Annotated in this window: 16 protein-coding genes; 9 read left to right on the plus strand and 7 right to left on the minus strand. The window is 68.7% G+C overall.

Annotation, left to right across the window (positions count from 1 at the left end; all coding sequences use genetic code 11):
* Nucleotides 1-30 precede the first annotated feature (30 nt).
* A complete protein-coding gene (locus IFT54_RS07245; RefSeq protein WP_192070069.1) occupies nucleotides 31-2,397 on the minus strand; it encodes a TonB-dependent receptor in 2,367 nt (788 codons plus the stop codon).
* A gap of 250 nt (nucleotides 2,398-2,647) precedes the next feature.
* Between IFT54_RS07245 and IFT54_RS07250 the strand changes: the two genes are divergently transcribed.
* The 5 genes from IFT54_RS07250 to IFT54_RS07270 all read left to right on the plus strand — a co-directional run bounded on the left by IFT54_RS07250 (nucleotide 2,648) and on the right by IFT54_RS07270 (nucleotide 10,639).
* Nucleotides 2,648-5,098, plus strand: coding sequence for a TonB-dependent receptor plug domain-containing protein (locus IFT54_RS07250; RefSeq protein ID WP_192070070.1), 2,451 nt, complete (start codon nucleotides 2,648-2,650; stop codon nucleotides 5,096-5,098).
* Nucleotides 5,099-6,271: an endonuclease/exonuclease/phosphatase family protein gene (locus IFT54_RS07255; RefSeq protein ID WP_192070071.1), complete on the plus strand. Its 1,173-nt coding sequence runs from the start codon at nucleotides 5,099-5,101 to the stop codon at nucleotides 6,269-6,271.
* 9 nt (nucleotides 6,272-6,280) lie between these two features.
* Nucleotides 6,281-6,706, plus strand: coding sequence for a DUF2946 family protein (locus IFT54_RS07260; RefSeq protein ID WP_342354782.1), 426 nt, complete (start codon nucleotides 6,281-6,283; stop codon nucleotides 6,704-6,706).
* A gap of 169 nt (nucleotides 6,707-6,875) precedes the next feature.
* Nucleotides 6,876-9,239, plus strand: coding sequence for a TonB-dependent receptor family protein (locus tag IFT54_RS07265; RefSeq protein ID WP_244648642.1), 2,364 nt, complete (start codon nucleotides 6,876-6,878; stop codon nucleotides 9,237-9,239).
* A complete protein-coding gene (locus IFT54_RS07270) occupies nucleotides 9,239-10,639 on the plus strand; it encodes a PepSY-associated TM helix domain-containing protein (RefSeq protein ID WP_192070073.1) in 1,401 nt (466 codons plus the stop codon). The genes IFT54_RS07265 and IFT54_RS07270 overlap by 1 nt, the downstream gene beginning before the upstream one ends.
* A 10-nt stretch (nucleotides 10,640-10,649) precedes the next feature.
* Here IFT54_RS07270 and IFT54_RS07275 read toward each other — a convergent pair whose 3' ends face one another.
* Nucleotides 10,650-11,126: a GAF domain-containing protein gene (locus IFT54_RS07275; RefSeq protein ID WP_056680602.1), complete on the minus strand. Its 477-nt coding sequence runs from the start codon at nucleotides 11,124-11,126 to the stop codon at nucleotides 10,650-10,652.
* Nucleotides 11,127-11,222: 96 nt separating this feature from the next.
* The gene (locus IFT54_RS07280; protein ID WP_192070074.1) at nucleotides 11,223-12,065 is read right to left on the minus strand and encodes a glutamine amidotransferase-related protein; all 843 of its coding nucleotides are present in this window, start codon (nucleotides 12,063-12,065) and stop codon (nucleotides 11,223-11,225) included.
* Nucleotides 12,066-12,261: 196 nt separating this feature from the next.
* Here IFT54_RS07280 and IFT54_RS07285 point away from each other — a divergent pair, with 196 nt between their 5' ends.
* Nucleotides 12,262-13,380 carry a Gfo/Idh/MocA family protein gene (locus IFT54_RS07285; RefSeq protein ID WP_056680609.1) on the plus strand — a complete coding sequence of 373 codons (1,119 nt, stop codon included), beginning with the start codon at nucleotides 12,262-12,264 and terminating at the stop codon, nucleotides 13,378-13,380.
* 40 nt (nucleotides 13,381-13,420) lie between these two features.
* Here the strand turns inward: IFT54_RS07285 and IFT54_RS07290 are convergent, their stop codons facing one another.
* On the minus strand, nucleotides 13,421-14,896 hold the full coding sequence (locus IFT54_RS07290; protein ID WP_192070075.1) for a helix-turn-helix transcriptional regulator: 1,476 nt from the start codon (nucleotides 14,894-14,896) through the stop codon (nucleotides 13,421-13,423).
* A 170-nt stretch (nucleotides 14,897-15,066) separates the two neighbouring features.
* On the opposite strand from IFT54_RS07290, the gene IFT54_RS07295 reads away from it, so the two are divergent.
* Together IFT54_RS07295 and IFT54_RS07300 are read left to right on the plus strand one after the other, a co-directional pair.
* Nucleotides 15,067-15,336 carry a GlsB/YeaQ/YmgE family stress response membrane protein gene (locus IFT54_RS07295; protein WP_031393553.1) on the plus strand — a complete coding sequence of 90 codons (270 nt, stop codon included), beginning with the start codon at nucleotides 15,067-15,069 and terminating at the stop codon, nucleotides 15,334-15,336.
* Between the two features lie 141 nt (nucleotides 15,337-15,477).
* Nucleotides 15,478-18,066 (plus strand): PAS domain-containing protein, encoded by a 2,589-nt coding sequence (locus IFT54_RS07300; protein ID WP_244648644.1) that lies wholly within the window; start codon nucleotides 15,478-15,480, stop codon nucleotides 18,064-18,066.
* Between the two features lie 44 nt (nucleotides 18,067-18,110).
* Here the strand turns inward: IFT54_RS07300 and IFT54_RS07305 are convergent, their stop codons facing one another.
* On the minus strand, nucleotides 18,111-18,560 hold the full coding sequence (locus IFT54_RS07305; RefSeq protein ID WP_031393551.1) for a PA2169 family four-helix-bundle protein: 450 nt from the start codon (nucleotides 18,558-18,560) through the stop codon (nucleotides 18,111-18,113).
* 209 nt (nucleotides 18,561-18,769) lie between these two features.
* Between IFT54_RS07305 and IFT54_RS07310 the strand changes: the two genes are divergently transcribed.
* Nucleotides 18,770-19,480 (plus strand): prolyl hydroxylase family protein, encoded by a 711-nt coding sequence (locus tag IFT54_RS07310; protein WP_192070076.1) that lies wholly within the window; start codon nucleotides 18,770-18,772, stop codon nucleotides 19,478-19,480.
* On the opposite strand, the gene IFT54_RS07315 is transcribed toward IFT54_RS07310, so the two are convergent.
* Nucleotides 19,474-20,163: a L,D-transpeptidase gene (locus tag IFT54_RS07315; protein ID WP_192070077.1), complete on the minus strand. Its 690-nt coding sequence runs from the start codon at nucleotides 20,161-20,163 to the stop codon at nucleotides 19,474-19,476. The two genes, IFT54_RS07310 and IFT54_RS07315, sit on opposite strands and share 7 nt — an antisense overlap.
* Before the next feature lies 1 nt (nucleotide 20,164).
* On the minus strand, nucleotides 20,165-22,603 hold the full coding sequence (locus IFT54_RS07320) for a two-partner secretion domain-containing protein (RefSeq protein WP_197984585.1): 2,439 nt from the start codon (nucleotides 22,601-22,603) through the stop codon (nucleotides 20,165-20,167).
* Nucleotides 22,604-22,665: the final 62 nt, after the last annotated feature.

A 22,665-nucleotide genomic window follows, 5' to 3' on the forward strand; every position in this document is an offset into this window, starting at 1 on the left:
GGGCGCCCAAGTCCCGATCCGGCCCGTGCGTCAGAACCCCTTCTTCAGTGACACGAACACCTGGCGCGGGGCGCCGGCCAGCAGCGTCTGGTTGTCGCCGCTGGCGGTGAAGCCGTTCGAGCCGATCGTCGAGATATAGCCCTTGTCGGTCAGGTTGGTGACGCTGCCCTCGATCGACACGCCGTGGAGCGGGCCGTCCCCCTCGAAGCGGTAGCCGATGCTCGCGTCGACGAGCACGCGGCCCGGCACCGACTGGTCGTTCAGATAGGTGAAGTAGCGCTTGCTCATATAGTCCGCGCCGACGCGTGCGGTGACGCCCGACTGTTCGAACACGATCTCGCCCTTGACCATGTGCTCGGGGCTGTCGACCGCGGTCTTGCCGTCGGTCGCGACCAGCACGGCGCCGCGCGCGTCGAGCACGTCGTCGGCATATTGCGAGTTGTTGTACGAATAGCTCGCGAACAGCGACAGCGGCGTGAACACGCGGTAGGTCAGCGCGACCTCCGCGCCATAGGTCTGGACGCTGCCGACATTGTTGAGCGTCGCCGGGTTGCCGATGATCCCCGCGCCATTGGCAAAGCCGAGTAGCCGGTTCGAGAAGTCGATATAATAGCCGACTGCCGAGGCCTGGACCGGGCCCTGGCGGAAGCGCAGCCCGCCTTCCGCGGTCTTCGACCGTTCGGGCTTCAGCCGGTCGCGGATCGCGTTGAACCCGGCCTGCGTGGTCGAGAACGGCCCGGTCGTCGCCGACGAGACATAGGCGCGGACGTTTTCCTTATAGTCCGCGAACAGCTCGGTGCCCGGCGCGAGCTTGAACAGCAGCCCGGCCTGGGGCTGGAACCAGTCCTTGGCGGAGATCCGCCCGACCGCGAGCGGCGAGGTCGTCGCGGGCAGCATGATCGCACGGTTGGTCACGGTGAAGCCCTTCCACCCGGCGTTGAGGGTCAGCCGGTCGTCGGCGAGGCGGAGCGTGTCGCCGACATGATATTGGATCGTGTCGGTGGTGTATTTGCCGTCCCATTGCGTCGCATAGGGATTGTCCTGGAACTTCAGCACGTCGCGGTTCGGCGTCGCGGTATCGGTCATGCTGTAGAAGCGGCGCGCCTGGGTGAAGCTGTTGCTTTCATACCAGCCGCCGAGTTCGAGCGTGTTCGCGCCCGTTTCATAGGCCAGGTTGCTGAGCGCTCCGCCGCGCTTGATCGCATATTCGGTGGTGCGGAAGCCGAGCGGGCTGGCGGCGGCGATCGGCGTGCCATCGGCATTGGCGGCGCCGGCCGGGGTCGGCGAATAGGGCGTGATCCACGATCCCTGGCCCTTGTTGTCGTGATAATAGCCGGTGGTCCTGAGCGTCAGCCCGGGGGTGAGGTTGGCGTCGAACGTCACCCCGCCCAGATAATCGCGACGGACGCCCGCGGCGTCGAAATAGACGTCGTCGACCGTGCCGATCCCGGCCGGAAACGCGGTGCCGACGCCCGCCCAGGGCTGCGCCGCGCCGGCCGCTGCTGCCGCCTGGTTCTGCGCGACCTTCGCGATCTGCAGCGCGAGCGGATAATTGTCGGCAATGTTGTCGTTGCCCAGCCCGCGGCGGCGGATGATGTCGTAGCTCAGATCCTGGTAATCCTGCTCGCGCCGGTCGGAGAAGTTGACGAACGCCGACAGGCTGCCGAGGCTGCCCAGATCCTTGACGATCTTGCCGTTCGCCTGGTGCTGGCGCTGCACGCCCGCGCCCTTCCACTTGTCGGTGGTGAGGAACCCGTAGCTCAGATAGCCCTTCAGCCCGCCGCCGAGATCGCCGCTGTCGATCCGCGCGAAGCCGCGATAGGTGTCGTTCGAGCCATAGGTGCCGCCGCCAGTGACGTTCAGCGTGTCGCGCGGTTTGTCGCTGAAGAACTCGATCGTACCGCCCAGATTGCTGGTCGAGGCGGTGCCGAGCGCGCCTGCGCCCTGCGCCACGTCGGTCCGCGCGACGTTTTCCGAAATGATCGCGCGGCTGATGTGCAGTCCGTTGACGTTGCCATAGCTCATGTCGCCGAGCGGGACGCCGTCGAGCGTGAAGCCGAGCTGGTTCTGGTTGAACCCGCGCAGCGAGATACGGACCGCCCATTCATAGGCGCCGAACGGATCGGCCGCCTGGAAATTGACGCCCGGCAGCTTCTCGATCGCCTTTAACGGGCTCGACCCCGGCGTCAGCCGCGAGAGATCGGCGGCGGTCACGCTCTGCACCTGGCGGCTCTCGCCAAAGCCGAGCACCACGATCTCGTCACCCGGCGGCGCGTCGGCGGCGGGCGTCGCGACCGGTAGCGTCGCGGGATCGCCCGCGGTCTGCGCGGCGGCGGGCGCCGTGACCGCGATCGCGACCGTGGCGACGCCCGTGAGCAAGGTGGAGAGATGGTTCATGAAGCGTCCCCTTGGCCGCGACCGCGCAGCCTCGGGGGGATCCATTAACCAGATCCGTGACGCCCCCGCGTCGTTACGGTGACGGTTCGATGTCGCCGCCGCGATGCCCCGTTGCAGCCCGCGCATCCGGTCGCGCATTCTTTTCACTTATCGCACAGTCGCTTGGGACCTATCGGGCCGGGTGAATGCGTTGTGCATCTTCGTGCACGCGAAAGATCGTCACAGAACGATCGCCAACAGGGACTTCGACATGACTGCCTATCGTACCGCGCTGGCGCTGGCCGCCTCGACTCTCGCTTTCGTGGCCGCGCAAGCCGACGCGCAGGTCGCGCCCGCGCCTGCGGAGACCGTGCAGGATGCACCCGCCGCCGCGGAGCCTGACGGCGCAGCGCCGGTCGCGCAGGACGAGATCATCGTCACGGGGACGCGCGCGGTCGGCCGGTCGCGGCTCGACAGCGTGTCGCCGGTCGACGTGCTGAGCGGCGCGTCGCTCCAGCGCCAGGGCACGACCGAGCTTGGCGCCGCGCTGTCGGCGATCGCCCCGTCGATCGACTTTCCGCGGGCGTCCGCGGTCGACGGCACCGATGCGATCCGCCCCGCGACGCTGCGCGGCCTGTCGCCCGATCAGACGCTGGTGCTGATCAACGGCGTGCGCGGGCATACCGCGGCACTGCTCAACATCGGCGGTTCGGTCGGCCGCGGCTCGGCGGCGGTCGATCTGAACACGATCCCGACCGTCGCGCTCGACCGGATCGAGGTGCTGCGCGACGGTGCATCGGCGCAATATGGGTCGGATGCGATTGCGGGCGTCGTCAACCTGCGGCTGCGCGAAGCCCGTTCGGGCGGCGGCGCGACGGTCAATTACGGCTTCTACAACACCGACATCGATACTGCGCGCGGCAGCCGCAGCACCACCGGCGAGCACGCCGTGACGGTCTCGGGCTGGCAGGGGCTGGGCTTTGGCGAGGACGGGTTCCTGACGCTGTCGGGTGAATATCTGAACCGCCAGGCGACCAACCGCGCCGATTTCGATCCGCGCGTGACCCCGACCCGCGTCACCGGACGGTTCGGCGATCCGCAGGTCGAGCAATATAGCGTCTTCGCCAATGCCGGCACGACGCTGACGGGCAGCTGGGGCCTCTATGGCTGGTTCGGCTATCAGGACCGCGACACGCGCAGCGCGGCCTTCCCGCGGCTGGCGAGCGCGACCACCGCGCTGGCCGGCTATCCCGACGGTTTCCTGCCACTGATCAACACCAAGTCGCGCGACATCAATTCGGCGGTCGGGATCAAGGGCGAGGTCGCGGACTGGGCCGTCGACCTGAACGTCAGCTATGGCCGCAACAAGATCGGTTTCCGCACGCTCAATTCCGCCAACTATGCCTATGGCGCCGCGACGCCGCAGGACTTTTCCGACGGCGCGCTGATCTATGGCCAGCTGGTCGCCGGGCTCGACGTCAACCGCAAGCTCGACGTGCTGCAGGGGCTCAACGTCGCCTTCGGGCTCGAGGCGCGGCGCGAGAGCTTCGAGATCCAGGCGGGCGAACGCGCCTCCTACACCACGCCCGTGACGGGCGCCGTCGCGGGCGCGGCGGTGGGGGCGCAGGGGTTTGGCGGCTTCTCGCCCGACAATGTCGTCGACCGCAATCGCCGCAACTTCAGCGCCTATCTCGATCTCGAGGCGCAGGTGACCGACGCGCTGCTGATCGGGCTGGCGGGGCGCGGCGAGGATTATTCGGACTTCGGTTCGACCGGGACCGGCAAGATCTCCGCACGCTATGACGTCGCACCGTGGATCGCGGTGCGCGGAACGGCCTCGACCGGCTTCCGTGCGCCGGCGCTGCAGCAGCAATATTTCACGTCGATCTCGACCGTGATCCAGAACGGTGCGCCGATCCAGACGGGCACCTTCCCGTCGGTCAGCCCGGTCGCGGCGCGGCTCGGCGGGCTGCCGCTCGAGCCCGAGAAGTCGACCAACCTGTCGCTCGGCACCGTGCTGCGGTTCGGCGGGTTCGACCTGACCGTCGACGCCTATCGCATACATATCCGCAACCAGATCGGGCTGTCGGAGAACATCACCACCGCGGCGAGCCAATCCCCCGCGGTCAATGCGCAGATTGCGGGGCTGCTCGCCGGATCGGGCGCGACCGCGGCGCGGTTCTTTATCAACGGGCTCGCCTCGACCACCAAGGGCATCGACGCGGTCGCGCATTACCGCGTGCGGACCGTCGCGGCGGGCAATTTCGACCTGACGGTGGCGGGCAACATCAACGACGGCAAGGTGACGCGCGTCCCGACCTCGACCTCGACGCTCGACCCCGCGCCGACGCTGTTCGCGCGCAGCCGGATCCTGACGCTGGAGGACGGCACGCCGGGCGAGAAGGTCACCGGCTCGATCGACTGGTCGCTCGATCAGCTCGGCGCGCTCGCCCGCGTCACCTATTATGGCGACGTCAACCAGCCGGGGACGACGCCCGCCGCGGACGTGCACAGCGGCAAGCACGTCATCACCGATGTCGAGCTCCGCTATCAGGCGACCAAGGGCGCGCAGCTCGGGCTGGGCGTCAGCAACCTGTTCGACGTCTATCCCGACGCGACCATCACGCAGAACAACTCCACCGGCGTGATCGGCTTCCCCTATTACTCGCCGTTCGGCTTCAACGGCCGCTATCTCTACGCCCGCGCCGGGCTGAGCTGGTAGGTGATTCCAGGCCGCATCCTGCTGGGGGCCGCGCTCACGCTCGGCCTCGCAGGGTGCGGCAGCTTGCCGCGGTTCCGGACGCTGCCCTGTGGCGGCGTCGACGCCGGAGATGGCGACCGGCCGCCTGCGACCCAGGTCTCGGCGTCGGGCGAACGCAGCACCACGATCGACGTGCTGACCTATAATATCGAGGGGCTGCAATGGCCCGCGCGGTCGGGGCGCGGGCGCGATCTCGTGGGGATCGGGCGGATCCTGCGCGATCTGCGCGCGGCCGGGACCGCGCCCGACGTCGTGCTGTTCCAGGAGGTCTTCTCGCGCGCGGCGGTGCGCGGGGTGGTCGCCACGGGCTATCCGTCGCTCGCGAGCGGACCGTCGCGGACGCGGCGCAGCGTCTATTCGCAGGACGACCGGCTGCCCGGGCGTGCCAAGCTGGCCAAGGGGGAGCTCGGCGTGCGGCTGATGAGCTCGGGACTGGTCATCGCCAGCCGCTTCGCGATCACCGGCGTCGCGCGCGATCCCTATTCGCGGCGGGCCTGTGCGGGGTTCGACTGTCTGTCGAACAAGGGTGTGGTGCTGGCGACGCTCGCGGTGCCCGGCGTTCCCGAAGGAATAGACATCGCCAACACGCACATGAATGCGCGCAAGGCGTCGAAGGTCGCGCCCGCGCGGCACCGCGCCGCGCACCGCGCGCAGACCCGTGAGCTCGAGGCGTTTCTCGCCGCGCGCCGCACCCCGTCGCGACCGATGATCCTGGGCGGCGATTTCAACATGCGCCGCTCGCCCGCCCGGTTCGACGATTTCCGGCTGCATCACCCGTTCGGGCTGGTGCACGAATATTGCCAGACGCGCGCGGCCTGTGCGGTGTCGCTGTCCTGGGACGGCGACGCGCCGTGGCTCGATACACAGGATCTCCAGTTCTTTGCGCAGGGTACGCGCGTCCGGATCGTGCCGGTCGCGGTACGCGCGATGTTCGATGGCGCGCCGGGCAGTCCGAAGCTGTCCGATCATGACGGGCTGCTCGTCCGCTACCGGCTCAGCTGGACCGGCGATGCGCCGCCCGGCGGCGGCTGCGCGTGGATCGCCGAGCTGCGCAGAGCGGGGCGTCCAGCGGCGGGACAGGCGGATGGCCCGACCCGCGCGACGACCGGCGACAGATCCGCGCCGACTCGCTAGGACGGGCGCGTGACACCGCTTCGCCGCCTGCTCCGCGATCATCCTGCGCTTGCCGCATGGCTGGTCGTGGTCGCGCTGGCGATGAAGATCCTCGTCCCCGGCGGGTTCATGCCGGTCGTGGCGAACGGCGTGCTCACGATCCAGGTATGTGCCGGGGCGGGGCCTTCCGCCCTTGCGACGGCGACGTCGCAGACGACGCACGCGGCGATGCCGGGGATGACGCATGACCCGGACAAGACTCAGCATGCGGGCCGCGAGATGCCCTGCGCCTTTTCCGGCCTGACGACGGCGGGGCTGGCCGCGGCCGATCCGGTGCTGCTCGCGCTGGCGATCGCGTTCGTCGTCGCCACCGTCTTCCGGGTCGCGACCCCCGTCGTCGCGCGCGCCCCCGAGTTTCTGCGTCCACCTTTAAGAGGTCCCCCGGTCCGCGGTTGAGCGGTTGCCGGCGCGATGCCCCGAACGGGCCGCGTGGTGACCCGATGCGATGCCGACCCCGTCCGCCGAAGTGCGGGCCGGTGGCGGCTGCCCGCGACCCCTATATGACCCGGTCCCGACGGGACCCGGCCGCGTCCGACCAGGAATTCCCATGTCCCGATGCCATCTCATGGCGGCGATCTCCGCGATCGCCTGTGCCGCGCCGATCGCGGCTGCGCCTCTGCCTTCCACCCAGGATGCCGATGTGGCAGCCCGGCGTGCGGCGCTGCTGCGCGATCGTGCCGCGATCGATGCCGAACTGCGCCGCCTCGAAGAACCGAGCGGCCCGGCGGAGGCGCCGCGGCGTACCGCCGCCGTGGCGCTCGACGGCGACGACATCATCGTCACCGGCAACGCGCTGTCGCTGACGACGCGCGTGACCGGGCAGACCGTCACGACGATCGACGACGCCGCGTTCCGCAACACCCCCGCGACGACGATCGCCGACATCGTCAAGCTCTCGCCCGGCGTCGTCGTCATCCAGGGCAACGGCCCGCGCGACGTCGGCGTGTCGATCCGCGGCTCGAACGCGCGCAACAGCTTCGGCGCGCGCAACATCCAGGTGTTCGAGGATGACTTCCCCGTCACCCAGCCCGACGGGCTGGCGCGGTTCGACCTGACCGACCCGCATGCCTATGGCGCGGTCGACGTGGTCCGCGGGCCGTCCTCCGCACGCTATGGCAATTACGCGATCGGCGGCGCGGTCAATTTCCGCACCCGACGCGGCCGCGACATCGACGGCGCGGAGATCGGCATCGACACGGGCAGCGACGGCTATGCCAATGTCTATGCGACGATCGGCGATGCCGGCGCGGATTTCGACTATGCGCTGTTCGGCAGCTTCGTCCGCGCGAACGGGTCGACCGGGCATACGGGGTATGAGACCGGCACGATCAACGCGCTGGCGACCTACGCCATTTCGGACCGCGACCGGCTGACCGCGAAGATCATCTACAATGAGGGCGAATTCGCGCTCTCGACACGGCTCTCGCTCGACCAGTATCGCGCCAATCCCTATCAGCGCGGCTGCGCGACGCGGGTCGGCGCGGCGGCGGGTTGCGGCACGATCTCGGTGCGCGCCAACGGCGTCAACGGCGCGCGGATCGCGCAGACCGCGGCCGAGGCTGACCTCGCGCGCAACGATCGCCGGACGATCGTCGGCACCCGCTACGAGCATGACCTGAGCACGACCGCGACGTGGCGGACGCAGGCGACGTTCGACAGCCGCGTCGTCAACCAGCCGACCAGCGCGACGCCGTTCAAGGGGACGCTCGACAGCTACAACATCACCAGCGACGTCACGCACCGCGGCACGCTGTTCGGAATGGCGGCGACCAGCTTCGTCGGCGTCTTCTACAATTATCTCGATAACCAGAGCTACAGCTTCAACAAGACGCCCGCGGGCCGCGACGGGATCGGCGCGCCGACCCAGACGGTGTTCGGCGACGTCCGCAACCTGGGCGCCCGCGCGCGCGAGGAGCTGAGCCTGACGTCGCGGCTCCAGTTCATCGCGGGCATCGGCGCGGAGCGATCGATCATCGGCGTGACGCAGACCGGCTATGCCTATCCGCTCGGCGCGAACCCGGTGCTGAGCGTGATCCCCGCCGAGCGCCATTTCTGGAACGTCGCGCCCGAGGCCTCGCTCGTTTGGCAGGCGATCGACGCGGTCCGCCTGCATGCGCGCGTCGGCACCGGCTATGGCATCCCGCAGGCCGGCGCGCTGTTCGTGACCGCGGCGGGGGTGCCGGGCAACAACGTGACGCTCAAGACCCAGCGCAACACCGGGATCGACCTCGGCGCCGAAGTCGCGCTCGGGACCAATCTGAAGGCGGAGGTGACGGGCTATTACGAATGGTTCCGCAACGAACAGGTCAGCCAGTCGGCGGGCGTCAACCTGCTCGCCTATACGACCAACGCGCCGCGCTCGGTCCACCGCGGCGTCGAGCTCGGGCTCAGCTGGACGCCGCTGCCCGCGCTGCTGCCGGGTGCGCGGATCGATGCGAGCTACAGCTATAACGACCACCACTATACCGAGTTCGTCGAGCGGCTGACCTCGGGCGCGGTGTCGGCGACGTTCGACCGCGCGGGCAACCGTATCCCCGGCGTCATTCCGACCTTCGTCAACGTCCGGCTCGGCTATGACCAGCCGGGCGGCGCGGTGGCGGGGCTGGGCGGGTTCGTCGAGCTGACCCACCGCGATCGCTATGCGATCGACAACGGCAATCTGCTGAGCGTGGCGGGCTATACGCTCGCCAATCTCAACCTTCATTATGATCCGCCAGGGGGGGAGGGGGTGTGGTCGCGGCTGCGGCTGTTCGCCTCGGTGCAGAACCTGTTCGACACGACCTATGTCGGCTCGGCCTCGGTGATCGCGAACAGCCTGAACGCGGCGACCGGGCAGCAGAATCCGGAAGCGGTGCTGCGGACGGCGACCGGGTCGATCTATGCCGGTGTCCCGCGCACCGTCTATGCCGGCGTGAAGGCGCGGTTCTGATGCGTGCGTCCGCTCCCGCCGCCGCCCCGGCCTCTCCAGGCGGACCCGGCCCCGGCCGCGGCTGGCCGGGCTATCCGACGATCTGGCGCTGGCATTTCTATGCCGGGCTGTTCTGCCTTCCGTTCGTGCTGTGGCTGTCGGTCACCGGCTCGATCTACCTGTTCCGCCCGCAGATCGAGGCGCTGATCGATCGCCCCTACACGCATCTCCCGCTCGACGGCGCGCGCGCCTCGGCGGCGCGACAGGCCGAGGCGGCGGTGCGCGCGGTGCCGGGATCGGTGCTCCACCGCTATCAACTGCCCGAGCGTCCCGACGAGGCGGTGCAGGTGATCGTCGGCGCCGGCACCACCGAGACGCGCGTCTATGTCCATCCGCACACGCTCGCGATCCTCCACAGCGTCGACGAAGACAGCCGGCTGATGCGGATCATCTTTCGGCTCCACGGCGAATTGCTGATCGGCACGCCCGGCTCTTATCTGGTTGAGCTCGCCGCCTCCTGGGCGATCGTCATGATCCTGTCGGGGCTGGTCCTGTGGTGGCCGCGCGGCAGCGGGCTGGCGGGAGTGGTCTATCCGCGGTTGCGGGCGGGCGGGCGGCGGTTCTGGCGCGACCTGCACGGCGTCACCGGGCTCTGGGTATCGGTCTTCGCGCTCGCATTGCTCATATCGGGCCTGCCCTGGGCCGCAAGCTGGGGGAGTTACCTGAAGGCGATCCGGACGGTGGCCGAGGGACGGGTGGTCAGGCAGGACTGGTCCGCAGGGCAGGCCGCGGAACTTCGTGCGCGCGGTGCCGCCGATGCCGGCACCCGCGCGATGGTGGGCGCGCATGCCGAACATGGCGGGATGACGATGGCGCACCCCGCGGTCTCGGACGTGCCGCTCGACCGGCTGATCGCGACGCTGCGCCCGCTCGCGCTCGCGCCGCCGGTCCTGATCGCGCCGCCGACGGGCATGGGCCAGCCCTGGACCGCCAAGTCCGATGCCGCGAACCGGCCGCTGCGCACCGACCTGACGCTCGACGGCGCTACCGGTGCGATCCTGACGCGCAAGGATTTCGCGCAGCGCCGGCTGATCGACCGGATCGTCGGTTACGGCGTCGCCGCGCATGAGGGACAGCTGTTCGGCTGGGCGAACCAGCTGCTCGGGCTGCTGACCGCGATCGGGCTGGCGCTGGTGTCGGTGAGCAGCGTGGTGCTGTGGTGGCGGCGTCGGCCCGCCGACACGCTCGGCGCACCACCCGCCCGGCCGCGACCGCGCGTCGCGGCGGGGTTCGTGGTGCTGCTGATCCTGCTGGGTCTCGCACTGCCGCTGTTCGGCGCGTCGATGCTGCTGGTGCTGGTCGTCGAGCGGCTGGTGCTGCGCGACTGGACGGCGGCGCGACGCTGGCTCGGTCTGCGGTGATCCGGCCGGCTCAGCCCGCGGGCACGCTCCGCGACAGCACCGCGCCGACCTCCGCCGCGAACCCCGCTAGCGCCGCGGCGGTCTCGCGCCCGCTCAGCTGGCGCGGGCGCGGATCGATCGCGCACAGCGTCCCGTAGAACGACCCGTCGGCGAGCGTGATCGGGAAGGAGACATAGCTTTTGAAGCCATAGAGCGACGGCGCGGGGTGCGTCAGCCAGCGGTCGTTGGTCGACACGTCGTCGATGACGACGGCCTTGCCCGATTGGCGGATGTCGTCGCAGATCGTCGTCGAGATCCGCAGCTCGTCGCCGGGCGACATGCCGAAATCGATCTGGTCGAGCACCTGGCAGGCGATCCAGCGCGTGTCGGTGACTCGCGCGACCGCGACGAACCCCATGCCGGTCAGCGCCGCGACCTTTTCCAGGATCGCCCGCACGTCGCCATTGTCGCTCTCGAGCATGACGCTCTCGGCCAGTTGATCGTACATCCGCCCCATTCCCCGTTCGGCGCGCGATCCCCCCGGAGATCGCGCTGCTTACGCTACGGCAGATGTGGGCGCGGCGTGAGAATGCAAGGGCAGGGGTCAGTCGCCCCGCTCGACCAGATGCGTCAGGAAATTGGTGAGTTCGAGCCGCCGACCCGCCTCCTGCGCGAAATCGTCGCCGACGCCGAGCAGCCAGAGCAGCGACCTGCGGTCGGGTTCGTCATGGAGCGCGTCGAGCTGCGCTGCGCGCTGTTCGACATCGGCCTCGCGCTCGGCGAGCCCCGCCTCGATCAGGCTGCCGGCCTGGCGGCGGGGCGCGATCGCGATCTCGCGCGGGGCCAGTTCGGGGTGATATTGCACGCCCCAGAAAATCCCGCCGTCATGCCGGATCTCGGCCGCCTGGATCGCGGTGACCGCGTTGCTCGCGAGCAATGTCGCGTCGTCCGGCAGCCGCTCGACCTCGTCGCCGTGGATCGCGGGCGCATCCCAGCTGTCGGTGCGGCCGGCGAGCAGCGGGTGATCGCGTCCCGCCTGCGTGCGCGTGATCCGGCGCGCGATCCCGGCCTCCATCGTCCGTGGCATCTTGCGGACCGTGCCCCCCGCCGCGGCAACCGCGAGCTGCAGTCCCGCGCACGAGCCGAAGGACGGCGTGCCCGAGGCGAACACCGCGCGCATGAAGTCGAGCTGGCGCTGCACCTCGGGCGAGTCGTCATAGACGTGGAGCGGCGAGCCGGTGACGAACACCGCGTCGAAATCGCCGATCTCGGCCGCCGCGAGCACGCGCGCGTCGTCATCCGCGGGGGCGACGATCGTGATCTGCGCATCGGGCCTGAGTTGTTCGAGCGTCGCCGCATAGGTTTCGCCCGAGCTCTTTCCCGCATGCTCGCGGCGGGCGTCGCGCTGTTCGGGTGTTTCGCTTTCGGCCACTAGAAACTTCAGCACTATCAGTCCTCTGACCGCAAATGGCCGACAGGATAACGCGCGCGCTGGCGGTTCGCCCAAGACCGTCGGCAGATAATCCGCGCGCGTCCGTAACGACCTCGCTCGCCAACTTCGTCGCGCAGGGTGCAGTGCAACAAAACCCCGTCGCGCGGAGTTGCCAGCCTCATTCCATCCTTCCTGAACCACGGAGACTGTCATGTTCGGACTTACCAAGAAGGTGCGCTACGCCGTCGTCGGCGGCGGGCAGATTTCGCAGCAGGCGTTCATGCCGGGGATCGCGCGGACCAATAATTCGGAAATGACCGCACTGGTCACCGGCGACCCGGTCAAGGCGGACAAGCTGGCCAAGCTCTACAAGCTCAAGGCCTATTCCTACGCGCAATATGGCGAGCTGCTGGCCTCGGGCGAGATCGACGCGGTCTATATCGCGACGCCCAATTTCCTGCACATGCAATATGCCGTCCCCGCGCTCGAGGCGGGCATCCATGTCCTGCTCGAAAAGCCGATGGCGTCGAGCGTCGCGGAGGCCGAGCAGATCATCGCCGCCGAGAAGAAGGGCGGCGCCAAGCTGATGATCGCCTACCGGCTGCATCACGAGCCCGGCACGGTCGAGATGATCACGCGCGCGCGGGCGGGCGAATTCGGCGACCTGCGCGCCTTTTCGTCGACCTTCATGCAGAATGTCCGCGAGGAGAATTCGCGCGGGCATAACGGCTATTGGGGCGGGCCGGTGCCCGACATGGGCACCTATCCGCTGAACGCGGTGCGCAACCTGTTCGGGCAGGAGCCGATCGCCGTGCATGCGGTCGGGACGAAGACGCCGGGTCGCGGCTTCAACTTCCACGACACCGTCGCGGTGACGCTGAAGTTCGCCGACGATCGTATCGCGCAGTTCACCGTCAGCTATGCGACCGCCTCGTCCGAGGGGTTCGAGCTGGTCGGCACCAAGGCGAGCATCCACGCCGCGCCCGCCTTCATGTTCGGGCCGACGACGAGCATTACCTATGTCGAGCGCACCGCGGACGGCAAGGAGAAGACGCACGCCTTCGATCCGGTCGAGCAGTTCGGCAACGAGACGCAGTATTTCTCCGACTGCATCCTGAACGACCGTCATCCCGAAGCCGATGGGCAGGAGGGCCTGTTCGACATGCGCGTGCTGGCAGCGGTCGAGCGGTCGCTCGAAACGGGCGAGACCGTGACGCTCGAGCCCGCGACGCGCACGCGGCACGTGACCGCGGATCAGGCGCTCAAGCTCAAGCCCGCCAAGGAGCCGAGCGAGGACGCGATGATCAGCATCATTCCGCAGTCCGCCTGACCACCGGCGTGCGCCGCCCTTCGGGGCGGCGCACGCCGTCTTAGGCGCCGACCCCGCGTTCATGCGCCCAGACCACCGCGGCGCTGCGCCGGTTGACGCCGATCTTGGCATAAAGCCGCGCGACATGGTTGCGCACGGTGTTGCGTGACAGTTCGAGCCGCTCGGCGATCGCGGCATCGTCGAGATCCTGGCAGATCAGCTCGAGCACCTCGCGCTCGCGCTTGCTGAGATCGAGCAGCGGCGCGTCCGAGGCGGCGCCGGGGCGCGGGTTCCGCAGCGTCGCCAGCTTGTCCATGATTGAGCGGCCGAGCCAGTTGGCGTCCTTCATCACCGCCTCGATCGCCTCGACCAGCTCGAGCTCGCCGCGCCGCCGCGCGGTAATATCCTGATAGAGCCAGAGCACGCAGGCATCGCCGTCGATCCGCATGTTTTCGGCAGAGGCGAGACAGTCGAGCGCCTCGCCATTCTTGTGGAGCAGGCGGACGTCGTGTCCGCGGAACCCGCCCTGCGCGCGGATTTCGGTTTCCAGCTGTTCGCGCTGGCCCGCATCATTCCACAATTGCAGGTCGTCGGCGACCCGGCCGATCACCGCACGATCGTCATAGCCGGTCAGCGTCTTGAACGCCGCGTTCACCTGCAGGATGCGATTGTCGTCGGTCTGGGTCACGACCATCGCCACCGGCGCCATCTCGAACACCGCGGCGAGATGCCGCTCGCTCGCCTTCAGCGCATGTTCCGCGCGCCGTCGCGGCTCGAGGTCGGCGAAGGTGAACAACAGGCAGTCGCGGTTGCCGACCTCGATCGGCTGCCCCGCCAGGATGACCAGCGTGGTGTCGCCGCCCGCGAGCGGCAGCTCCGCCTCGAGCTGTGGCACGACCTCGCCGCGCGCGACGCACGCCTTGACGAACGCCTTGCGCTCGACATCGGCGAGAAAGTCGAAATCGAACAGCGTCTTGCCGATGATCGCGTCGCGGTCATAGCCTGACAGGTCGAGAAACCCCTGATTGACCAGGACGAAACGCTGGTCGGCGATCCGGATGATCAGCGCGGGGGCGGGATTGGCATGGAACATCGCCTCGAACCGGTCCTCCGCGTCGAACCGCTCGGACACGTCGCTGATCACCAGCGCGAGGCAGTCGGGCTCGCCGCCATCCTCGTCCATGACGATGTCACGGACCTGATGGACCCAGCATGGTTCGTCCGCATCGCGCGGCGTGACTTCGACGATCAGGTCGGGGAAGCTCTCGCCCGCGAGCAGCCGGAGCAGCGGATATTCGCGCCGCGGCACCTTGCGCCCGTCGCGGTAGCGCAGGGCGAACCGCGCGGCATAATCGTCCGCGGTCGCACCCAGCTCGCCGACGCCGCGGACGCCGTGCATCTTGAGCGCGGCGGGGTTGGCGCTCAGGATCACGCCGGTCGGGTCGATCAGGATCACCCCTTCGAGCAATCCGGCCATGAGCTGTTCGAGATGGTGCAGGGTGGGGGCGTGCAGCGGCTTGCCGGGGGTACTGGTCATGCCTCCTCAGCGCTGGAGCGCACGACCGGTTCCGTCACGGTCAGACCCGACCTACCAACCGGACTAGTGCCCTTATACCAATGTCGCAAAGCACTATGCGCCGCGGAACTGAACGTTAGCCGCACCCGGTCCGTTGAGCAGCCTGTACCAGTATCAACAGGAGCCTCATCATGAACCTCATCATCCTTCTCGTCGTCGGCGGACTCATCGGCTGGGTCGCCAGCATGATCATGCGGACCGACGCACAGCAGGGCGTTTTCCTCAACATCGTCGTCGGCATCGTCGGCGCGTTGCTCGCAGGCTTTCTGATCACGCCGCTCATCGGTGGCGCCTCGATCATGGACGGCGCGCTCAACATCCAGTCGATCCTGATCTCGCTGGTCGGCGCGGTGATCCTGCTCGCGATCGTCAACATGGTGCGCCGCGGTTCGGTGCGCTGATGAGGGGAGGGGCGGCCGCATCACGCGGCCGCCCCTCGTCGCATATTGATCTCGATTATTCGTCACGCCAGCCCAACATTGCGGTGTCTTTGCGCGTAGCCTAGATATCAGCGACTTAGTGCAAAGGGCGAGTAGACGGTCTTGAACGATACACCCGACCGCGCCGACCCCGGCGCTCGTCCGTTGACGGCCGACGCCGAGCGAATCGCCGCCGAGCTGATCGGGCAGGACCTAGGCACCGACCCGTTCGTCGCCGCGGTGCGGGCGACGCGGATGCCGATGATCATCACCGATCCGCGCCTGCCCGACAATCCGATCGTGTTCACCAACGACGCGTTCTGCCGGCTCACCGGTTATCCGCGCGAGGACATACTCGGGCGCAACTGCCGGTTCCTCCAAGGGCCGGAAACCGATCCCGCGACGATCGACCGGATCCGCGACGCGGTCCGCCGGGTCGAATCGATCGAGATCGAGATCCAGAACCACCGCAGGGACGGTGAGACGTTCTGGAACCGGCTGCTGATGGCGCCGGTCTTCGACACGCACGGCGTGCTCGCCTATTTCTTCGCCAGCCAGGTCGACGTTACGCTCGAGCGTGAGCGGCTTAAGGGGCTCGAGAGCAGCAACGCCTCGCTGATGGCGGAACTGACCGACCGGTTGCGGCAGCAACAGGAGCATGAGCGCGAGCTCGCCTTCACGCTCAAGGCCGCGCGGTTCGGGACCTGGAGCCTCGAGATCGCGACGAAGCGGCTGACCGCATCGGATACCTGCAAGGAGATTTTCGGTCGTCCGACGGACGCGCCGTTTTCCTATGACGACCGGCTGGCCGCGATCCATCCCGACGATCGCGCGCTGAGCGTCGCCGAGGTCCGGCGCTGCGTCGAGGAGGGGACCGATTACGAGGTCGTCTACCGCATCTACCGCCAAGACGGGGAATTGCGGTGGATCGGATCGCGCGGGCAGCCCTTTTATTCGGCCACGGGCGAGGCGCTGCGCATCGCCGGCGTGTCGACCGACATCACCGACCAGCGCCGCGGCGAGATGATGCGCGCGGCGCTGGTCGAGCTGGGCGACATGTTCCGCGACACCGACTGCCCCGACGACATCTCCTACCAGGCCGTCCAGATCATCGGCCGGACGATCGACCTCAGCCGGACCGGCTATGGCGAGATCGATCCGGACGCCGAGACCGTGACGGTGCACAGCGACTGGACCGCGCCGGGGGTCGACCAGCTTTCGGGCACGTTCAGGCTGCGCGACTTCGGCACCTATATCGACGACCTCAAGCGCGGCGAGGAGGTCTGCGTGACCGATGCGCGTGCCGACCCGCGGACCTATGCGACGAGCGCCGCGCTCGAGGCGGTGCAGGCCCGCGCGATCATCAACATGCCGATCACCGAAAATGGCCGGATCGTGGCGATGCTGTATCTCGCCAGCGGCTGGGCGCGGCACTGGCGCGCGGACGAGGTCGCGTTCGCGCGCGAGGTCGCGGATCGGACCCGCATCGCTACCGAGCGCCGTCGCACCGAACAGGCGCTCGCCGCGCTCGCCGCATCGCTCGAGCAGCAAGTGATCGCGCGGACGAGCGAGTTGCAGACCGCCGAGGATGCGCTGCGCCAGTCGCAGAAGATGGAGGCGGTGGGGCAGCTGACCGGCGGTGTCGCGCACGACTTCAACAACCTGCTCACCGTGATCCGGTCCGCGACCGACCTGCTCAAGCGCCCCGACCTCCCGCCCGAACGGCGCGAGCGTTACATCGACGCGATCTCGGACACCGCCGATCGCGCCGCTAAGCTGACCGGGCAGCTGCTCGCCTTCGCACGGCGGCAGGCGCTCCAGCCCGAGGTGATCGATGTCGGCCAGAGTCTCGGCAGCATCGCCGACATGCTCGGCACGCTGACCGGATCGCGGATTACGATCGCGATCGACGTGCCCGACACGCCCTGCTTCACCAATGTCGACCCGAGCCAGCTCGACACCGCCCTGGTCAACATGGCGGTCAATGCGCGCGATGCGATGGACGGCGCCGGGCGGATCGACATCGCGCTGCGGACCGCCACGATGATCCCGGCGGTGCGCTCGCATCCGGCGGTCGAGGGTCAGTTCGTCGCGATCTCGATGCGCGACACCGGGTCGGGCATCCCGCCCGAAAAGCTCGAGCGGATCTTCGAGCCGTTCTTCACGACCAAGGGGGTCGGGCAGGGCACCGGCCTTGGGCTCAGCCAGGTGTTTGGCTTTGCCAAACAGTCCGATGGCGACATCATCGTCGAGAGCGAAGTCGGCTGCGGCACGGTCTTCACGCTTTATCTGCCGCGCGCGGAGGAGCGCACCGCGAACCTGCCCGGGGCGGTCCCGGAGGGGCTGGCGGACGGCCATGGCACCTGTGTGCTGGTGGTCGAGGACAACAAGGACGTCGGCACGTTCACGACCCAGTCGCTTGCCGAACTCGGTTATGTGACGGTCTGGGCGGCGGATGCGCAGGAGGCGCTGGCGGTGCTGGGCGAGGACGCGACGCGCTTCGACATCGTGTTTTCGGATGTCGTGATGCCGGGCATGAACGGCATCGACCTGGCCAAGGCGATCCGGGCATCGCATCCCGGGCTGCCGGTGGTGCTGACGTCGGGCTACAGCAACGTGCTGGCGCAGGATGGTACCGACGGGTTCGAGCTGCTGCACAAACCCTATTCGGTCGAGGACCTGTCGCGGATCCTGCGCAAGGCGGCAGGATAGCGCAGAAAAAAGGGCGACCGGCCGAAACCGGTCGCCCCGTCGGATCAGGTGAGGCTGTGCTTGAGCGCGCTCATCTTGTCATGGCCTTCGCGGACCGAGGCATAGCCCTTGGTGACCGCGTCGAGCGATGCGGGCGACAGCTGGCCGTCCTTCATCGCGTCCTCATACTTGGCCTTGATGTGGTCCTCGCCACGCTCGACCTCGAGGATGATCGCCTTGTCGTCCTTGCCGGTCAGCGCCTGCTTCAGGTCCATGAAGGTGCGATGCGCTGCGGCGAGCATGCTCGAATCCATCTCGGGCTCGCTGCCGAGCGCGCGGACCTGCGCCTGCAGGTTCGTCGCGACCTGGGCACGATCGCGTGCGAAGTCGGCGAACATCGTCGCATACTGCGTGCTCTCAGCGTCCTTGGCCGCGTCCTCATAGCCCTTCATGCTGTCGAGGGTCGTCTTGATCAGGCCGTTCAGGACGGACACGTCGGTGTCGTTGCTCATCATTCGTCTCCTTTGGGAATGGCGGCTCAACGATCGTCACGCGATTAAGTCGCACCCGGATTTCGCCCTCCGCACAGACAAGTATCGAGCATTGCGGCCGAATTCGGCGGTGAAACGGCTTTTGCGCCTGTACGGCTTGATCTATGTGATGGTCTGGCCACGGGGCCGGACCGCCGGTCCGCCACCGACGCGCCCGACAGTCTGGAGTGCCCATGGTCGCCGTTCCGTCCGCCGCATCGCCCTTATCCTCCACCGACCGACGCGACGGCCCGGTCGAAGCGCTCGCGCGCGCGGAGTCCGCGGCACAGGTCCGCGAGCAGATCCTGTGCTATCCCGGCGCGGTCCGGATCCCGGCACCCGGGATCGAGTTGTACATCGTCCGCGATTTCCTGCCGCTCGACGTGTGCGCGACGCTGATCGCGCTGATCGATGCCGATCGCGTGCCGTCGCCGGTCGTCGCCGACGATCCGCGTCCCGCCTACCGGACCAGCGAGACCTGTTACCTCTACGCCGGGCCCGACGCGGTGACGGCGGTCGAGACCCGGCTGGACGCGCTGACCGGACTGGAACCGCGCTTCGGCGAAGCGCTGCAGGGCCAGCGTTATGCGGTCGGGCAGGAGTTCAAGCCGCACCACGACTTCTTCGATACCGGCCAGCTTTACTGGCAGGATCAGGTCGCGGTCGGCGGCCAGCGGACCTGGTCGGCGATGACCTTCCTCAACGAGCCCGTGGCGGGAGGCCGGACCAATTTCCCGACAGCGGACGTGATCATCGCGCCCAAGGCGGGCAATCTGGTGATCTGGAACAACATGGACGACTATGGCGCGCCGAACCCGGGGTCGGTGCATCAGGGCATGCCGGTCGAGCAGGGGGTCAAGTACGTGCTGACCAAATGGTATCGCGAGCGCCCCTGGGGTCAGTGAGGCACGGCGTCCGGCGCTGAGGCGGTCACCGCAAAGACGCTGCGCAGCGGCCGGGTCTCGGGCAGGATATAGACGATCCCGACGGTGCCCGTGAACAACGGCTTGATCACCCCGTCGTAGAAGCGCGCGGGAACGTTGACGCAGCCATAGGAGATCCGGTTGTCGCCCGGCGTCGCCGAGGCCAATCGTCCGGCGCGGTCGTCGACCCGGCGGCCGGCGATGACGCGGTGGAGCGACAGCGCAGCGGCATAGTCGATCCACAGGATGTCCTGCTCGAAATCGGCGCCGATCGACGCCTGGAACCGTCCGGCGGGCGTGGTCCGCTCGGCGGGCGTGATCGTCGCGAGCTTGCGCTGGCCGATCCCCGGCACGCTGTCGTCGCCGCGGGCGAGCCCGAGCAGCGCGGGTGCCGTACCGCGCAGCACCCCCGCGCCATCGAACGCGAAGACCACCGCGTTCACCTTGTCGATCACGACGAACGGCAACGCCTGGTTGTCGCGCGACTGCATGACCCAGTCGACCGTGTCGCGGGCATCGCGGGAAGCGGCGGCAGTCCCGAACCGCGCGGTCGCCGATGTGCCGGCCGCGACTGGCTGCGCGCCGGCGACGGACGCGACCCCAGCCGCCAGGGCGACCGCGACCAGCACGCCGTGCCGCGCTGTTCGCGACCCGAAGCCTGCCATATCAGTGGCGCGCCTGCTTGCGCGGATAGACCGGGACGACGGGGGTGCGCGGCACGGGCTGCGTCAGTTCCCCCAGCGACGACTGGGTCGGCGGCGTCACGGGTACCGGCGGCGTCGGGAACGGTCCTGGACCTTCCGGCGGCACGCTCACGCCGCCATCAACCACCGTCCCGACCGGCACGTTCGGCCGTCGGACCTGGACCGGTGGCACCTCGAGGAACGGCCGCGTCGCGGTCGGCAGGACGGTGACGATCACAGGCGTCGGTGTCGGCGTCGGCGTCGGCGTCGGCGTCAGTATCGGCGTTGGCGAAGGCGAGGGTGCTGGCGCCGGCGCGGGCGCGGGTGCGGGTGCGGGTGCTGGCGACGGGGCTGGCGCTGGCGCTGGAGCCGGAGCCGGAGCCGGTGCTGGCGCTGGAGCCGGAGCCGGAGCAGCCGTGATCGTCCCCGTAGTCCGGAAGCCCGCGGTGCAGCACGATCCCGCCAGCGCATATTGGTCCGCATTCGCGCCGGTCAGCGTATAGCCGCTATAGCTGACACCGATGCCCGCCCCGGCGTCCGCGCTGTCGAACGTCGCCGTGGCGTCCGTCCCCGCGACCAAGGCGACGCCGCTCGGCAGCCCCGACGTGTCCGACGCGTTGAAGCCGCTCAGCACCGCCGCATTGGTGCCGTCCGCGACCTTCTGCGCGGACGGGAAGACCAGCATCCGCTGCGCGATCGCCGCACCCTCGGTCAGCACGAACTCGCTCGAGAAGTCGGTCGGCGTGGTATACGAAACCGGGTTGTAGGTGATCGACACCGGCGCTGCGGTCACCGTCGTTGGCGGCGACAGCGCGGAGAACACGATCGTGCCGCCGTTGACGCCCGGCCCGGTGCCGTCCGCGCCTGCGATCAGCGTCAGGCCGACCGGCAGGCCCAGGCTCTGCGCCGGGATCGTCGTGCCGCGCGTCAGCGTGACCGCGGCGTCGATCATCACGTCATGCCCCGCGCACAGCGCGATGTTGCCGTCGGTCGTCGTGATCGCATGATAGACGTTCACGTTGCGCCCGGCGTTGAGCAGGATGCTGCCATTGACCGTCGTCAGGTCGGCGTTGACGTTCACGTCGCGGCCGCAGCAGGCGACGATGTTGCCGTTGGTCGCGCTGATCGGCGCGTTGATCACGACGTCGCGAAACGCGTTCAAGGTCAGCGTCGTCGGCACGCCCGATGCGGTCCAGGCGACCGCGTCGTTGACGAAGATGTCGCCATTGCCCGTCGTCGTGTCGCCCGCCGCGGGCAGCGTGCTGATCGTGATGCTGGTCGTCACGAGCTGCGCCGACAGCGTCGAGCCCGAGATGTTGCCGCCTGCACCGATCACATAATCCTGCGGATCGATCAGCCAGGTGCCGGTCATGCCCGATCGGGCCAGCGTCGAGACCTTGGCCCCATCGGCGATGTTGACGGTCGCCGCCGACGTCTCGATGAAGCCGCCATTGCCGCCGACCGGTGCGCTCGCGTCGAGTGTGCCGCTGAGATTGGTGGTGCCGGTCTGCATGTCGCCGAGCAGCAGGATCGTGCCGCTGCGGTTCTGTAGCGTCCGCGCCTCGATGATGCCGGTGTTGTTGACCGCGGTGTGGAGCAGGTCGCCCGCACCCTGCGCGGTCATCACGACCTTGCCGCCATCCGCGCGGATTAGCCCGCCGTTGCGGACCAGCGCGCCTACCGCGCCCTTGTCGACCGCGACGTTGAGCAGCCCGTCGCCCGCGACGTCGAGCGTGATCGCCTCGCCCGCCGCCAGCACGACCGTGCCGAAATTGGCGCGGATCACGCCGCTGTTGCCGACCTGCGCGCCGAGCAGCGCGACATAGCCGCCCTTGGCGGTGATCGTGCCGTCATTCTGGACGCCCGCGGTGCTGGTCCCGGCAAAGCGCGTTTGGCCGGCCATGAAATCCGCGTCGCTGATGTTCAGCGTCGATGCGACCAGACCGCCGACGTTCACGCTGGCGGTCTTGCCGAACACGATGCCGTTGCCGTTGACCAGGAAGACCTTGCCGTTGGACGACAGGTTGCCGAGGATCGACGACGGGTCCGATCCGACCACGCGGTTGAGCGCGACCGAGCTTGTGCCCGGCTGGTCGAAGGTCACGCTCGCGCCCTTGCCGATCGAGAAGGACTGCCAATTCAGCACCGCGCGATCGCTGGTCTGGGTGACCGTCATCGCCGGCCCGCGCGTCGCGATGCTCGCCTGGCCCGCGGCCACCTCGCCCCCGGTCGGCAGCGTCTGCGCCGTGGCGGGGCGCGCGGCGACCGTACCGGCAAGGCTGATGCCGATCAGCCACGCGAACCGCGCGAGTCCGGTCGTGCCGAACAGCCCGCCGCGGCGCTGACGCGTCGGTGCGGTGGAGGGAGCGGCGGCGGTGGAGGCGGCGGGGCGATGGCGGATCGATGCGGGGATCGGGGTCATGGGCGGTATCCTCGGGTGGCGGCGGATGGCCGCGAAATGTCGGTGCTGGTCGCTGGGGCGCG

Source organism: Sphingomonas sp. CFBP 13714 (assembly GCF_014842205.1).
Classification (GTDB): Bacteria; Pseudomonadota; Alphaproteobacteria; order Sphingomonadales; family Sphingomonadaceae; genus Sphingomonas; species Sphingomonas aerolata.

Coding starts and splice junctions, on each gene's coding strand:
- IFT54_RS07275 (WP_056680602.1), bottom strand. CDS start 11,126: ATGTACGATCAACTGGCCGAGAGCGTCATGCTCGAGAGCGACAATGGC.
- IFT54_RS07270 (WP_192070073.1), top strand. CDS start 9,239: ATGCGTGCGTCCGCTCCCGCCGCCGCCCCGGCCTCTCCAGGCGGACCC.
- IFT54_RS07305 (WP_031393551.1), bottom strand. CDS start 18,560: ATGATGAGCAACGACACCGACGTGTCCGTCCTGAACGGCCTGATCAAG.
- IFT54_RS07310 (WP_192070076.1), top strand. CDS start 18,770: ATGGTCGCCGTTCCGTCCGCCGCATCGCCCTTATCCTCCACCGACCGA.
- IFT54_RS07285 (WP_056680609.1), top strand. CDS start 12,262: ATGTTCGGACTTACCAAGAAGGTGCGCTACGCCGTCGTCGGCGGCGGG.
- IFT54_RS07320 (WP_197984585.1), bottom strand. CDS start 22,603: ATGACCCCGATCCCCGCATCGATCCGCCATCGCCCCGCCGCCTCCACC.
- IFT54_RS07315 (WP_192070077.1), bottom strand. CDS start 20,163: ATGGCAGGCTTCGGGTCGCGAACAGCGCGGCACGGCGTGCTGGTCGCG.
- IFT54_RS07245 (WP_192070069.1), bottom strand. CDS start 2,397: ATGAACCATCTCTCCACCTTGCTCACGGGCGTCGCCACGGTCGCGATC.
- IFT54_RS07250 (WP_192070070.1), top strand. CDS start 2,648: ATGACTGCCTATCGTACCGCGCTGGCGCTGGCCGCCTCGACTCTCGCT.
- IFT54_RS07295 (WP_031393553.1), top strand. CDS start 15,067: ATGAACCTCATCATCCTTCTCGTCGTCGGCGGACTCATCGGCTGGGTC.
- IFT54_RS07290 (WP_192070075.1), bottom strand. CDS start 14,896: ATGACCAGTACCCCCGGCAAGCCGCTGCACGCCCCCACCCTGCACCAT.
- IFT54_RS07265 (WP_244648642.1), top strand. CDS start 6,876: ATGGCGGCGATCTCCGCGATCGCCTGTGCCGCGCCGATCGCGGCTGCG.